Source organism: Streptomyces wedmorensis (genome assembly GCF_000716445.1).
Lineage (GTDB): Bacteria > Actinomycetota > Actinomycetes > Streptomycetales > Streptomycetaceae > Streptomyces > Streptomyces wedmorensis.
In genome coordinates, this window is the sequence record NZ_JNWK01000062.1 from 1 (window position 1) to 14653 (window position 14653).

A 14653-nucleotide genomic window follows, 5' to 3' on the forward strand; every position below is an offset into this window, starting at 1 on the left:
GACCTCCGTGAGGTGAGTTCCTAGACAGCTCCCACCACACCGGAGGTCTTCGCCATGTTCAAGACCAGACCAGTGTCAACAACGCTCGTGATCAATACATCTAGGGCCTGTCCGGCCCTGATCCGCCGGACAGGCCCTAGGGGAGCTGGGGGCGGTGCGGCATGACGGCGGCGCCGGGCTGCGGGTGGGCCATCACGGCGGCGCCCTGACCCATGCCGTTCGGGCTCAGGCCGCCAGGGCCCATGCCACCAGGGCCCATGCCACCAGGCCCCGGCCCCATGCCACCCGGCCCCATGCCCCCGGGACCCATGAGGCCCTGACCCATGCCTCCCTGGGGGCCGGCGACGGCGACCTGCCCGCCGACACCGGCGTGGGCGACGGGCGCCTGCGGCGCGGGAACGCCCTGCGGCGGCAGCTGGATGACCCGGCTCAGGTCCCGCAGAACCTCCTCGGCGACCTGGCGGACGTCACCCGGAACATCCCCCCGCTCCCGTATGAGCTCGGCGTAGATCGGTGCCGTGCCGTCCGCGTGGTTCATGGGGCTCGCTTCCTTCGACTGCGCCGGTTCCGTCACCGACGGGGCGACGGCGAGTCTACGGGGCATCACCGACACGCCCGGGATCGGGAGCCCGCCGTCCGGGCCCGAACGGGGTCCACGAAGGCCCCGCGCGCCGGATATTCGCTGTCCTCCCGGGACTGTTCGGCCCGAGAATGGATCACCGAACAACCGGGAGGGACCCCATGAGCCAGGCGACCCTGACTCTGCACGACCTGATGCCGTCCGACGAGCTGACCGACGCACTCGAGGAGGGGCACATCACACGGAAGCGCCACCCCGAGCTGCCGCTGTCGATCTACACGTACACGCGCGCGTGCCAGTACGCCCAGCACTGGAACCTGGCCACCACGCGCTGCCGCGGCCTCGTGGCCGACGACGCCACCGGCCGGATCGTCGCCCTCCCCCTCCCCAAGTTCTTCAACCTGTCCGAACACGCCACCGGCCGCCCCTACGCGCCGCCGCTGCCCGACGAACCCTTCGAGGTGTACGACAAGGTCGACGGCAGCCTCGGCGTGATCTTCCACTACGAGGACCGCTGGCACGCCGCCTCCAAGGGCTCCTTCACCAGCGCCCAGGCGGGCTGGGCGCAGCGCCACCTGGACGCCGCCGACACCTCGGGCCTGGCGCCGGGCGTCACGTACCTCGCCGAGATCCTCCACCCGCACAACCGGATCGTCGTGAACTACGGCGACCGGCGGGACCTGGTCCTGCTCGCCGCCTTCGACCGGGACGGCACGGAGATCGCGCTCGCCGAGGCGGCCGCCGCCTGGCGGCCCATCGGCTCGGTCGTGCGCACCTGGCCCGCCATGAGCGTCGCCGAACTCACCGCCCTGACGGAGTCCAACACCCTCCCCGGCGGCGTACCGGCCACCGGCACCGACGCCGAGGGCTTCGTGCTGCGCTTCGCCTCCGGCCTGCGCGCCAAGGCGAAGCTCACCGAGTACGTGCGCCTCCACAAGGTGCTCACCGGCGTCACCGAGCGGGACATCTGGCGCGGCCACGGCATCCAGCGCTTCGCCGCCGTGCCCGCGGCCCGGCTGGCCAACGGCATCGGCTGCGCCGTCGCCGACGTGGAGGCCTCCGGCGGAAAGCCCCTCGACGCCCTCCTCGAACAGGTCCCGGACGAGTTCGACGCCTGGGTGCGCGAGGTCGTCGCGCGCCTCGAAGAGGAGGCGGACCGGCGCGAGCGGGCCGTCGACGAGGCCTACACTCGCCTGGCGCACCTCGCCGGTGACCGGGCCGCCTTCGCCCGCGCCGCCGCGGGCGTGCCCGACCGGGGGCTCCGAGCAGCCCTCTTCCTGCGCCTCGACGGGCGCCCCACGGACCTCCTCGTGTGGCGTCAGCTCCGTCCCGACGCCACCGACCCCTTCACCCACGACGAGGAGAACTGACCGTGCCTGTCGTCCACGTCATGACCGGCCTCCCGGCCTCCGGGAAGACGACGGCCGCCCGCGCCCTCCAGGCCGCCGCCGAGGGACGCGTGCGCCGCGTCAACCTCGACGACCTGCGCTCCATGCTCGACCTCCCGGCGGCCGACCGCGGGCGCTCCCACGGGCACGAGCAGACCGTGCTGGGCATCCAGGACGCCGCCGTCCGCGCGGCCGTCGACGACGGCTTCGACGTCGTCGTCGACAACACCCACCTGACCCCGCACATCCCGAAGCGGCTCAAGGCAGCCCTCACCGGCCGGGCGGCCACCTTCGTCGTCCACGACTTCACGGACGTGCCCGTCGACGAGTGCGTCCGCCGCGACGCCGCCCGCGACCGGCCCGTCGGCGAGGAGATCATCCGCCTCCTCGCGGACAAGCACGCCAAGGCCACCCGCGGCGGCTGGCGCCTCACCGCGGACTGGCTCAACGACCGGCCCGCCGGCGTGCCCTACGTCGCCGACCCGTCGCTCCCGTCGGCCGTCATGTGCGACATCGACGGCACCCTCGCCCTGCGCGGCGACCGGGGCCCGTACGACTTCACGCGCTGCGACGAGGACCTCCTCAACCCCTCCGTACGGGACGCCCTGCGCGCCTTCCGGCACGCCGAGCGCGACCGGATCGTCCTGCTGTCCGGTCGCAGCGAGGACCACCGCCCCCTCACCGAGGCGTGGCTGGCCCGGCACGAGGTCCCGTACGACGAGCTGTGGATGCGGGCCTCGGGCGACGGCCGCAGCGACGACATCGTGAAGGCGGAGCTCTTCGACGCCCACGTGCGCCACCGGTACGCCGTCCGCGTCTCCCTCGACGACCGCGACCGCGTCGTCGCCCTCTGGCGCCGCATGGGCCTGCCCACCTGGCAGGTCAACTACGGCGCCTTCTGACCGGAGGCGGGCCGGAACGCTCCGGCAGGTCACGGGGGTGGGGCGGTCCACCCCCGTGACCATGTCAGGATCGTGGGATGGTGCAAAAGATCATCGCGGCGTGCGACGGCGCGTCGAAGGGAAACCCCGGCCCCGCGGCCTGGGCATGGGTCATCGGCCGCCCCGACGGCGGGATCGACCGCTGGGAGGCGGGGCCGCTGGGCCGGGCGACCAACAACGTGGCGGAACTCACGGCCCTGGAACGGCTCCTCGAAGCCCTCGACCCCGGAGTGCCGACCGAGGTCCGGATGGACTCGCAGTACGCCATGAAGGCCGTCACGACCTGGCTGCCCGGCTGGCGCCGCAAGGGCTGGAAGACCTCCTCGGGCAGCCCCGTCGCCAACAAGGAACTCGTCGTGCGCATCGACGAGCTGCTCACCGGCCGCGACGTGGCCTTCGTCTACGTCCCCGCCCACCAGGTCGACGGCGACCCCCTCAACGACGCCGCCGACCGCGCGGCCAGCCACACCGCCCGCACCCAGGAGCCCACGGGCTCCGAGACCGGCGCACCGCTGCCCCCGCCGGAAGCGCCCACGCGCGCCTTCGCGCCCCGGGCGCGCACCTCCGCTCCGGCCCGTTCCGCGTCGGGGTCGGCCTCGTCCTCCTCAGCCTCCTCCGCCCGCCGGAGTCGCCCGTCCGGCGGCACCCTCAAGGCGAAGTTTCCCGGCCGCTGCCGCTGCGGCAAGGCCTACGAAAAGGGCGAGACCATCGCCAGGAATCCCGACGGCTGGGGCCATCCCACCTGCGTCTGAAGGCGGGGGCCGTCCGACTGGCGGGCGGCCCCGTCCGGCTCGTGAGACCGCCGAAACGGGGTGTGCGGCAGGCTTCACCCACGTGTGGGCGCGGGTTCGTCCTGGGTTCTGTTCTCGGAGCGGTTGTGGCTGCATACTGTTCCTCCTCGCACCTGGTGACGAACCGTTTTACCTGCTCTTATGTCGCTCTCACGACGTGATCGGCACCCGGCGAGAACCTCCCTCCTGCTGCCGCCGCGGCCTCTCCGCTGCGGGAGCTTTCCCTGCCCGTGAAAGACCCGAGGTTCCGTGCCAGTACCTGTTCTCCTGACCGGGCGCTCCGTGCGCCTGGAGCCGCTGGCGATGCGGCACGCCGAAGCCCTCGCCCGGGCCGGCGGGGCGGACCGATCGGCCTACGCCTTCACCCCCGTACCCGACGGCTTCGAATCGGCCCTCGACTACATCGCCCGTGCCCTATCCGATCAGGCGGCAGGCCGGTGCCTGCCCTTCGCCCTGGTCAGTACGGCCGACGAACGAGTCATCGGTTCGACCCGATTCCTCGAACTCGACTACTGGCGGGGACCGCTCGTCTGGCCCCCCGTCCCGGGCATGCCCCACGGTGATCCGCTGACCGCGGTCCCCGACGCGGCCGAGATCGGGAACACGTGGATCTCCGGTGCCGCCCGGGGGACCGGCATCAACACCGAGGCCAAGTACCTCATGCTCCGGCACGCCTTCGAAGCCTGGGGTGTCCGCCGCATCACGCTGCGCGCCGACGCCCGCAACACCCGCTCACGCGTGGCGATCGAACGGCTCGGAGCCACCTGCGAAGGCGTCCGCCGGGCCCACTCGCGGGGCCTCGACGGAGCCGTCCGCGACACGGCCTTCTACTCGATCCTCGACGAGGAATGGCCCACGGTCCGGGACATCATCGAGCTCCGCATGTCCACCCCCCGCCAGGTGCGGATCCCCCAGGACCTGCTCCCGGCCTGACCCCCCCGCGGTGCTCCGTCGCCCCGCCCCGGCCGCCCGGCGTACCTCCGCCGCGCGGCCGGGGCGGAGCCGGTTCGTGCGGGCCCCGGCGGGCGCTAGCGCGCCCGTCGCACGGGTGGTTCCATGGAAGTGACGGGAAGGACTCGCGTGAGGATGCGGAGTAGCGGTCGCTACCAGGCCGTGCACCGTGCAATCAGGATCCGCGAGAAGCGGATGAGTCCTTCCCGCCCCTGACCCACCGGGCCGGCCGACCACGCCCGGCCCCCACCCGAGCCCGGCCCCGACCGCGGCTCGCCCCCTGCCAGAGCCTCCTCCGGAGCCCCCCGCCCGAACCCCGGCCCCCCTCACGCCCGGGTCGTGCCTCCCCACCGCTCCAGTGCGTTCTCCGGCCCCGGTCCGGCCGGTTCCCCGGCCGTTCCACGGCCCGCTCCCCGCCCCTTCCCGCGCCGACGGGCTCCGCCCGCTCCGTGCCCGGGGCCGCCCGGTACGGTGACCGGGACAGCGAGCAGCGCCACCCGAAAGGACCGAGTGATCGTGCCGACCGGAACCCCCGACGTACTCCTCCGGACGGAGGGCCGTGCCGGGTTCGTCACCCTGAACCGGCCCCGCGCCATCAACGCGCTCACCCACGCCATGGTCCTCGCCGTCGACGGCGCGCTCACGGAGTGGGAGCACGACCCCGAGATCACCACGGTCGTGATCGAAGGAGCGGGCGAGCGGGGCCTGTGCGCGGGCGGCGACATCCGGGCGATCCACGAGGACGCGCGCGCCGGAGGCTCGGCCTCCGCGGCCTTCTGGCGGGACGAGTACCGGCTCAACGCGCGGATCGCCCGCTATCCCAAGCCGTACGTGGCCCTCATGGACGGCATCGTCATGGGCGGCGGCGTCGGCGTCTCCGCGCACGGCTCCGTCCGCGTCGTCACCGAGCGCTCCAAGGTGGCCATGCCGGAGACCGGCATCGGCTTCGTCCCCGACGTCGGCGGTACGTACCTCCTCGGGCGCGCCCCCGGCGAGCTCGGCACCCATCTCGCCCTCACCGGAGGAGTCGTCGGCGCGGCCGACGCGCTCCTCACCGGTCTCGCCGACCACTTCGTCCCGTCCACCGAACTGACCGCCCTCGCCCGGGACCTGACGCTCCTGCCGGCCGCGGAGGCCGTCGCCCGCCACACGGCGACGCCCCCGCCCGGCGTCCTCGCCGAACAGCGGCAGTGGATCGACGCCTGCTACGGCGCCGAGGACGTGGAGACCGTCGTCGAGCGGCTCTTCGACATCGGCGACCCCGCCGCCAAGGAAGCCGCCACCACCCTGCTCGCGAAGTCCCCGACGGCCCTCAAGGCCACGCTCGCGGCCATCCGCCGCGCCCGCGGGCTCGGCACCCTGGAAGAGGTCCTGGACCTGGAGTTCCGGGCCTCCTGCGCCGCACTGACCACGCCCGACCTCGTCGAGGGCATCCGCGCCCAGGTCGTCGACAAGGACCGCGACCCGCGCTGGACCCCGCCCACGCTCGCCGAGGTCACCGCGGCGGACGTCGCCCGGTACTTCACGGCACCGCCCGGCGGCGACCTCGGCCTCGCGGCCACCGCGCCGGCGGACACCCTGCCGACGGCGGCGGACCGGGACGCCCGAGACCGGGCATGACCACGGACACCTCCTTCGGGCCCGTCCTCGACCGCATCGCCGAGGAGATCGCGGAACTCGCCGACCGGGGCACGCCCGCCGACTACATCCCGGCCCTCGCCGCGGGCGACCCGCACCGCTTCGGCATGGCCGTCGCCGAACTCGACGGCACCGTCTACGGGGTGGGGGACTGGCAGCACCCGTTCTCCACCCAGTCCGTCACCAAGGTCTTCACCCTCGCGCTCGCCCTCGCGGGGGAGGGCGACGACCTCTGGGCCCACGTCGGCAGGGAACCCTCCGGCGACCCCTTCAACTCCCTCGTGCAGCTGGAGTACGAACACGGCATCCCGCGCAACCCGTTCATCAACGCCGGCGCCCTCGTCGTCACCGACCGCCTGCACCGCCTCACCGGCGACGCCTCCGGCAGCCTGCTCGCCTTCCTCCGCGCGGAGAGCGGCAACCCCGACCTCGGCTTCGACCCCGGCGTCGCCGCGTCGGAGGCCGCGCACGGCGACCGCAACGCGGCCCTCGCCCACTTCATGGCCTCCTACGGCAACATCACGGGCCCCGTCCCCGACCTGCTGCGCGAGTACTTCCGGCAGTGCTCCCTCGAAGCCTCCTGCGCCGACCTCGCCCTCGCCACCGGCTTCCTCGCCCGGCACGGCCTCCGAGCCGACGGCACCCGCCTGCTGACCCGCAGTCAGGCCAAGCAGATCAACGCCGTCATGCTCACCTGCGGCACCTACGACGCCGCCGGCGACTTCGCCTACCGCGTCGGCCTCCCCGGCAAGAGCGGCGTCGGCGGAGCCGTCGTCGCCGTCGTCCCCGGCCGCTGCACCCTCTGCGTCTGGAGCCCCGGCCTCGACGCCCGCGGCAACTCGGTCGCCGGCGTCACCGCCCTCGACCGCTTCACGACCATCACCGGCCTGTCCGTCTTCTGACCCGGCCTCGGGAGCGGGCGGCCGGACCGGCCGTTCCCCGGCCTATGCGGCGTCGCCGAGCGCGGCCGGTTCGCCCAGGGCGCCGGCCGCCGTCCGCCAGGCCTCGGTGACGGCGCCGTGGGCGAGGAGGGTCGCGGCGGCGACGTCGTCGGGGAGGCGGAGCGGCGAGCCGATGTGGACGTGGAGGTCGGGTCTGCGGACGGGAGCCGTGAGGAGCCCGGCGATCTGCTTCGCGCGGCTGCCCGAGGTGATCCGCCGGGCGCCCGCCTGGCCGATCGGCACGACCTGCGCGCCGGTGGCGCGGGCGAGCCGGGCCAGTCCGGTACGGAACATCTCGGGCGGGTTCTCGGCGGCGTCACGGCGCGGCGGGATGCGCCCCTCGGCGTACAGCATCACGTGCCGGCCCGAGGCGAGCGCGACGGCGGCGGCGTCGAGTGCGGCGGCGGCCCGTGCCGAGTTCCGGTGGACCGGTACGTGTCCTTCGCGGGTCAGTGCCCTGCCGAGCACCGGGACGCGCCACAGCCCCGCCGTGGCGAGCACGACCGGCTCCACGGCCGGTCCCCTGCGGAGCGCGGCCAGGACGAGCGCGGGGTCGGCCGTCGACGTGTGGTTCGCGACCAGGATGCTGCCGGGCTCGATGCGGGCCCCCGCGTCGGCGGTGACGGTCAGCCGGCCGAACAACGGCACGACACGGGCGGCGATTCGACTGAGCACGGACGGCCCCTGACTACGGGAAGGATGCGCTGACCCGACCATCGTCGCCGCGCCGTGGGGGTCGGGGATGAGCACGCGTACTCACCCGCGTACCCAACCGCCCTGTGTACGGGGCCGGGTGCCCGGCCCCGGAGACCCCCGGTCTACGCTGAGCCGGACGGACGGCGGCACGACTGACCAGAGGGGGGGGAGGGGCGGGGCGGTGAAGCGTTCTCCACGATGGCTCGCGGCCCTCCTGCCCGCGCTGCTCTGGGCGATCTGGTCCCTCGTCCTGCTCGCACCGTCCGCCACGACGGCCGTCACGACGACGGCCGCGAGCGCGACGGCCCGCAGCGCCGCCGCAAGTACACCCGTCGTGAGCACACCGGTCGTGCGCACCCAGGCCGCGAGTGTCCAGGCCGCGGGCACGCCGACCGGCAGCACCCCGGCACCGAGCACCCAGGCCGCGGGCGCACCGACCGGCGGCACCCTGCCCGGAGGCGCAGCCGCAAGCGCGGCAACAGGCGCACCCACCGGCAGCACCCCGGCCGGAGGCGCGCCGGCCGTTCCGAAGGCGTCGGCAGCCCACCACCTCACACCGCTGGAGCCGCACGTCGGGGACACCGCCGTCGTACGGCTGTCGGCGGCCGTCGAGAACCCGCTGAGGTTCCCGCCGGCCCCCGCGACCCCGGCCGCCGTGCCCGTCGACGTTCCCGTACCCCCGCGCGGAGTCCTGGCGGGCGATCCGCGCCGCGAGCGGGCGCCGCCCGGCGGCCCCCGTGGGCCGCGGGATCCGCGCGGACCTCCCTCTCCCCGGCACGACTGACGTTCTCCCGCGTCGTCGTCCGGGGCATCGGCATGCCCTCGGACAGGTCGGCGGCGCGCATCCGACCGTACGTCCGGCACGGACGGCGCAGGCTCCCCCGCGGGGGCGCCCGCCGGATCCGTGCGCTGCCTGTGGAGTACCCATGACCGCTCGTTCCGCGCTCCGGCGCGCGCTCCTCGCGCTCGCCGTCGTCGCGCTCTCCCTCTGGATCGCCCTGACCACCGCACCCCGCCTCGGACTCGACCTCAGGGGCGGGACCCGCATCGTCCTCCAGACCGAGGACGGACCCACCACCCGCGCCGACGCCGCGGCCACCGACCGCGCCCTGGAGGTGCTGCGGAAGCGCGTCGACGGCCTGGGCGTCGCGGAGCCCTCGCTCGCCCGGGCGGGGGAGCGGCGCATCGTCGTCGAACTGCCCGGCCTCCGCGACCCGCGCGAGGCGGCCGAGGTGATCGGCCGTACCGCGCAGCTCACCTTCCACGCCGTCACCGGAGAGGCCGGGGGACCGGCCGGGCCGGCCGGCGCGGACGGGAAGCGCGTCCTGGCCGACCCCGACGCGCCGGGCCGCTTCCTCGCCCTGTCGGCGCCCGCGCTCACCGGCGACGGCGTCGAGAACGCCGAAGCCGTGCTCGACACGGCCAACGGGCGTGGCTGGACGGTCGACCTGTCCTTCCGTGACGGGGCGGCGGACGGCTGGGCGCGGCTGACCGGCGACGCCGCCTGCGCGCAGCCCGCCGACCCGGCCCGCAGGGTCGCGATCGTGCTGGACGACCGGATCGTCTCCGCCCCCGGCATGCAGGCCGGAGTCCCCTGCGGGGCGGGCATCGGAGGCGGCTCCGCGCAGATCACCGGCGGGTTCTCGGCGCAGGAGGCGCGTGACCTCGCGGCCCTCGTCCAGGGCGGCGCGCTGCCCGTGCCGGTGACGACGGTCGAACAGAGCACCGTGGGCCCGACGCTCGGCGCCGAGGCGATCAGGGCCAGCGCGCTGGCCGCGGCGATCGGCCTGGCCTGCACCGGGCTCTTCGTCATGGTGGTCTACCGCCTCCTCGGCGTGCTCGCCACCGTCGCCCTCCTGCTGTACGGGCTGATCTCGTACGCCGCCGTGGTCGCCCTGGGCGCCACCCTCACCCTGCCCGGGCTCGCCGGATTCGTCCTGGCCGTCGGCATCGCCGTGGACGCCAACGTGCTGGTCTTCGAACGGGCGAGGGAGGAGTACGCGGCCCTCGGCCGGGCCGCAGGACGCGACCTCCGACGCCCGGTGACGGTGGCGTTCGGCAAGGTGTGGAGCGCCGTCGCCGACTCCCACGTCACCACGTTGCTCGCGGCCGGCCTGCTGTTCGCCTTCGCCACGGGCCCGGTCAAGGGCTTCGGCGTGACGCTCGCGATCGGCGTCGTGACCTCGGTCCTCACCGCGATGGTGATCACCCGCCTGCTCGCCGACGCGGCCCTGCGCCTCCCGGCCGTGCGCCGACGCCCGGAGCTCACGGGCATCGCCTCGCCCGGTCGGCTGCGGACCCGGCTGTCCCGCCGGGCCCCGCGCGTGATGGCGCACCGCCGCCGCTGGCTCACCGGCTGCGCCGGGCTCCTCCTCGTGGCCCTCGCGGGAATCGGCGTCCGGGGCGTGGAGTTCGGCGTCGAGTTCACCGGTGGCCGCGTCGTGCAGTACGCGGCGGAACGACCGGTGGACGCCGACGCGGCCCGTACGGCGATCGCCGCCGCGGGCTTCCCCGACGCCGTCGTGCAGACGACCGGCGACGGCGACTCCGACGTGTCGGTCCGGGTCCGCGAGACCGGCGACGACGAGCAGCGGGACATCCGCGAGGCGCTCACCGGCGTCGCGGGCCCGGTGACCGTCGAGCGCGACGACCTGATCGGACCGAGCCTGGGCGGCGAGCTGCGCACCCATGCCCTGCTCGCCCTCGGCCTGGCCGTCGCGGCCCAACTCCTCTACCTGACCGTACGGTTCCGCTGGACGTACGCGACGGCGGCGGTGGCCGCGATGACCCAGGACGTCCTGCTCGTGGTCGGTCTGTTCGCCTGGCTGGGCAAACCGTTCGACAGCGTGTTCCTGGCCGCGCTGCTGACCGTCGTGGGCTACTCGGTCAACGATTCGGTCGTCGTCCTCGACAGGCTGCGGGAACTGCGCCGGCGCGGCGGCGGCGTCCCGCTCGCGGACCTCGCCGACCGTGCCGTGGCCCAGACCCTTCCCCGTACGGTCAACACCGGCATGGGGGCGCTCTTCGTCCTCGTGGCGCTCGCCGTCCTGGGCGGCGACTCGCTCACGGACTTCTCCGTCGCGCTGCTCGCCGGCGTCGTCCTCGGCATGGCGTCCACCGTCTTCACGGCGATGCCCCTCGCCGTCGTCCTGGAGGCACGCCACCCGGCCCCGGCACCCACCGCACCTCGCCGACGCGCGGGTGCCGTGGTCTGACCGCGCGGTGGGAGGCCCTAGGGGGTGCGTCTCGGACGCCCTCTGGGCGGCGGCCCGTCCTCTGCCCCGCGGAGCGACGGGCCGCCGCCCGGGCCGGGCCGGGCGTACCGCCTGTCGCCCAACTCTTGACGTGGGCCCGACAAGCCGCTGCACTGGTCGAGTGGTGTAGACCATTGGTCCATACCAGCACTTCTGCTCGTGGTGGGTCCCCTCCCTACTCCCATCGAGGTTCCGATGAGACTCCTGCGATTGTTGTCCTGTGGCGCGCCGGCCGCGCTTGTCGGTCTGGTCCTCGCCGTTTCGGTTTCGGCCGGACCGGTCGCCGCGCGGCAGGCGGCGAATCCGAAGCCCCTGACCATCCCCGCACTGCAGCAGTGGACCGGCGGTACCGGCTCGTTCACGTTCACGGGCGCCACGCGGATCGTGTCGTCGACCGCACACGCTCCGGCCCTGGCGTCGACCAGTGAGGTGTTCGCCGATGACCTGCGGGCCCTGTCCGGCCTTACGGTCGCCCGGTCGACCGGCACCGCCGCCGACCTGCGGACCGGCGACATCTTCCTGTCGCTCGGCTCGACCGACAGCCAGCTCGGCGCCGAGGGTTACGCGCTCTCCGTCACCGACAGGATCACTATCAGCGCTCGTGACGACCGGGGTGCGTTCTACGGCACCCGGACCGTGCTTCAACTGCTCAAGCAGGGGTCGTCGATCCCGCGGGGTACGGCGCGGGACTGGCCGCTCAAGCCGGAGCGCGGTCTGATGGTGGACAACGGACGCAAGTACTTCACGCCGCAGTGGCTGCGGGATCACGTGAAGGAACTGGCCTATCTGAAGATGAACTACTTCCACCTGCACCTGTCGGACGACAAGGGCTTCCGGATCGAGAGCGGCTCGCACCCGGAGATCGTGTCGGCGGAGCATCTGACGAAGCAGGAGGTGCGGGATCTCGTCGCGCTCGCCGCACGGTACAAGATCACGATCGTGCCGGAGATCGACGCGCCGGGCCACATGGCCCCGATCCTGGCCGCCCACCCCGAGCTGAAGCTGGTCAGCGACACGGGTGTGGTGCAGAACTCGTACATCGACCTGTCCAAGCCCGCGGCGTACGCGCTGATCAAGGACCTGTACGACGAGTACCTGCCGCTGTTCCCCGGCCCGTACTTCCACATCGGCGCCGACGAGTACCACATCGACTACAGTGCCCACCCGCAGCTGGAGCAGTATGCCAAGGCCGCCTACGGCGCCGATGCCATCGGCAAGGACGCCTATCTCGGCTTCGTCAACTGGGCCGACGGGATCGTCCGCGCGGCCGGCAAGACCGCCCGCGCCTGGAACGACGGCATCGGCGGTGGCGTCGCGGTCACCGTCGACACCGACGTCATCCTCGAGTTCTGGTACGACTACGGCAAATCGCCGCAGGCGCACATCGACGCCGGGCACCTGATCTCCAACGAGAGCTGGACCCCGACGTACTACGTGCTCCACGCCGGCGGCCCGGGCGGCCCGTCCAGCCAGTGGGGCTACGACACGTGGAACCCCGACCTGTTCCAGGGCGACCAGGCCATCACCAAGGCGTCGAAGTCCAAGAACCTCGGCTCGAAGATCCACGTCTGGTGCGACCACCCCGACGTGGCCACCGAGGAGCGCATCGCCTCCGACATCAAACAGGGGCTGCGGATGCTGGCCCAACAGACCTGGGGCTCGCCGAAGGCGGTGACTCCCTGGTCGAATTTCGTCCCGGTGATCAACACGATCGGCCGCAACCCCGCCTGGACGACGTCGGTCCAGGTCGGGAACCTCGCCGCGAACAAGCCGGTCACCGTCTCCAGCGCCGAGACGGCGAACCTGCTCGGCGTGAACGCGGTGGACGGCGACTACTTCTCACGCTGGTCCAGCGGCTACTCCGACAACGAGTGGATCACCGTGGATCTCGGAACGGCACGGCAGATCGGGCGCGTCAAGTTGTCCTGGGAGACGGCGTACGCCTCGGGCTACAGGATCCAGACGTCGAACGACGCCACCACATGGACGACCATCCACACCACCACCACAGGTGACGGCGGCACCGACGACCTGACCGGCCTCTCCGGCTCCGGCCGCTACGTCCGCATGCAGGGAACGGCGCGGGCCACCCAGTTCGGCTTCTCCCTGTACGAGTTCGAGGTCTACGCGCCGACCGAGGTCTAGCACCGGACGCGTGACGGTTCCCTCGGCGGCGGTGGGCCCTGGTGTTCAGGGCCTACCGCTCCGAGGCCCGGAGCGAGGGCGCGCCGAGTTCGGCCTCGACGAGGTCCGCGGCGCGGCGCGTGCCGCCCTCGCGGGCCATCGACTCCTGGATCTCCCGTGCGCGGCGGGCCACTTCGGGGTCGTCGACCAGGGCGAGCACCGCCTCGCGCAGCCGGGCGGGGCTCACCTCCTCCATGGGCAGGTGCCGGGCCACGCCGAGCGACTCCAGCATCGCGGCGTTCCCGAACTGGTCGACGGCCTGCGGCACCGCGACCATCGGGGTGGCGGTGGCGAGGCCCTCCTGGCTGCCGCCCGCGCCCGCGTGCGTGATGAACGCGTCGGCCTCGCGGAGGATCGCGAGCTGCGGCACCCAGGCGTGCGCCTCGACGTTGGCGGGCAGGTCGCCGAGCTCGGCCGGGTCGACGAACTTCCCGATCTGCAGGACGACATGCCAGTCCGGGAGGCCGCCGAACGCCTCGACGCAGTCGCGGTAGAAGCCGGGCTGCTTGGTGAAGGAGGACCCCAGCGAGACGAGGAGCACCTTCCCCGCGCCCGTCGGCCGCCGCCACTCGCCCTGGTCGGCCCGTGCGCCCTGGCAGGCGCCGACGAAGCGGTACACGGACTCGTCGACCCGGTCGGCGTGCGGCTGGAGGGCCTTCGGGATGAGCACGACGGCACGGCGGGGGCGGGCGACGAACCGGTCGGGGTGGGTGTCGATCCCGTGGCCGGCGAGCCACTCCTCGAACCTCGCGTAGTAGGCCTTGCCGCGCGGTGACGCCTTGAGCTCGGCGAACGTCGGTTCCGCGACCTCCTCCTCGTAGCCCTCCCACGGCACGAGGTTCGGCCACAGCGACAGTGCGGGCACTCCCCACGTGTGGGCCAGGACGGGCGCCGGGTACGACGTGATGTCGTGCAGGACGAGGTCGGGGCGGTCCCCGTCGAAGGCGTCCGCCAGCTGGGGGAGTGCCTGCACGGCGTCGGCCAGGAACGGTTCGAGGTTGTCGATCAGCTCCGTGCCCCAGGCGTCCGGGTCGTCGTCGGTCGGCAGTGTGGACGTGTAGACGACGGGGTCCGCCCCGGTCTCGGCGACCTTCTCCGCGAACGAGGCGGGGACGGCGTAACTGACCCGGTGGCCGCGGGCGACGAGCTCGCGGATGACCTCCAGGCTGGGGTTCACGTGGCCGTGTGCGGCGATGGAGAACATGGCGATGTGCGCGGGGGATGCGGTGGTCATGACGCCACCTTAAGCGAGACGGACCGTATCGTCTAGTCGGATCCACCGGGTGCCC

Annotated in this window: 12 protein-coding genes; 9 read left to right on the forward strand and 3 right to left on the reverse strand. The window is 73.5% G+C overall.

Annotated elements, in window-relative coordinates; translation table 11 throughout:
- Positions 1-136: 136 nt before the first annotated feature.
- The gene (locus OO54_RS46535; RefSeq protein WP_033210293.1) at positions 137-538 is read right to left on the reverse strand and encodes a hypothetical protein; all 402 of its coding nucleotides are present in this window, start codon (positions 536-538) and stop codon (positions 137-139) included.
- A gap of 203 nt (positions 539-741) precedes the next feature.
- Between OO54_RS46535 and OO54_RS34100 the strand changes: the two genes are divergently transcribed.
- From OO54_RS34100 to OO54_RS34125, 6 genes are all read left to right on the forward strand, one after another.
- Positions 742-1950, forward strand: a complete 1209-nt coding sequence (locus OO54_RS34100; protein WP_033210294.1) for an RNA ligase — start codon at positions 742-744, stop codon at positions 1948-1950.
- Between the two features lie 2 nt (positions 1951-1952).
- Positions 1953-2870: a phosphatase domain-containing protein gene (locus OO54_RS34105; RefSeq protein WP_157856549.1), complete on the forward strand. Its 918-nt coding sequence runs from the start codon at positions 1953-1955 to the stop codon at positions 2868-2870.
- A 77-nt stretch (positions 2871-2947) separates the two neighbouring features.
- The gene (locus OO54_RS34110) at positions 2948-3661 is read left to right on the forward strand and encodes a ribonuclease H family protein (protein ID WP_033210295.1); all 714 of its coding nucleotides are present in this window, start codon (positions 2948-2950) and stop codon (positions 3659-3661) included.
- Between the two features lie 288 nt (positions 3662-3949).
- A complete protein-coding gene (locus OO54_RS34115; RefSeq protein WP_033210296.1) occupies positions 3950-4633 on the forward strand; it encodes a GNAT family N-acetyltransferase in 684 nt (227 codons plus the stop codon).
- Between the two features lie 534 nt (positions 4634-5167).
- Positions 5168-6271 carry an enoyl-CoA hydratase/isomerase family protein gene (locus OO54_RS34120; RefSeq protein ID WP_418953286.1) on the forward strand — a complete coding sequence of 368 codons (1104 nt, stop codon included), beginning with the start codon at positions 5168-5170 and terminating at the stop codon, positions 6269-6271.
- The gene (locus tag OO54_RS34125; protein WP_033210299.1) at positions 6268-7191 is read left to right on the forward strand and encodes a glutaminase; all 924 of its coding nucleotides are present in this window, start codon (positions 6268-6270) and stop codon (positions 7189-7191) included. The genes OO54_RS34120 and OO54_RS34125 overlap by 4 nt, the downstream gene beginning before the upstream one ends.
- Before the next feature lie 42 nt (positions 7192-7233).
- Here OO54_RS34125 and OO54_RS34130 read toward each other — a convergent pair whose 3' ends face one another.
- Positions 7234-7905 carry a lysophospholipid acyltransferase family protein gene (locus tag OO54_RS34130; RefSeq protein WP_033210300.1) on the reverse strand — a complete coding sequence of 224 codons (672 nt, stop codon included), beginning with the start codon at positions 7903-7905 and terminating at the stop codon, positions 7234-7236.
- A gap of 202 nt (positions 7906-8107) precedes the next feature.
- Between OO54_RS34130 and OO54_RS34135 the strand changes: the two genes are divergently transcribed.
- The 3 genes from OO54_RS34135 (at position 8108) to OO54_RS34145 (ending at position 13325) form a co-directional block, all read left to right on the forward strand.
- On the forward strand, positions 8108-8710 hold the full coding sequence (locus tag OO54_RS34135; RefSeq protein WP_033210301.1) for a hypothetical protein: 603 nt from the start codon (positions 8108-8110) through the stop codon (positions 8708-8710).
- A gap of 142 nt (positions 8711-8852) precedes the next feature.
- Positions 8853-11141 (forward strand): protein translocase subunit SecD, encoded by a 2289-nt coding sequence (secD, locus tag OO54_RS34140; protein WP_033210302.1) that lies wholly within the window; start codon positions 8853-8855, stop codon positions 11139-11141.
- Between the two features lie 234 nt (positions 11142-11375).
- Complete coding sequence (locus OO54_RS34145) at positions 11376-13325, forward strand: family 20 glycosylhydrolase (protein WP_078905484.1); 1950 nt, start codon at positions 11376-11378, stop codon at positions 13323-13325.
- Between the two features lie 52 nt (positions 13326-13377).
- On the opposite strand, the gene mgt is transcribed toward OO54_RS34145, so the two are convergent.
- Positions 13378-14598, reverse strand: coding sequence for a macrolide-inactivating glycosyltransferase (gene mgt, locus OO54_RS34150; protein WP_033210305.1), 1221 nt, complete (start codon positions 14596-14598; stop codon positions 13378-13380).
- Positions 14599-14653: the final 55 nt, after the last annotated feature.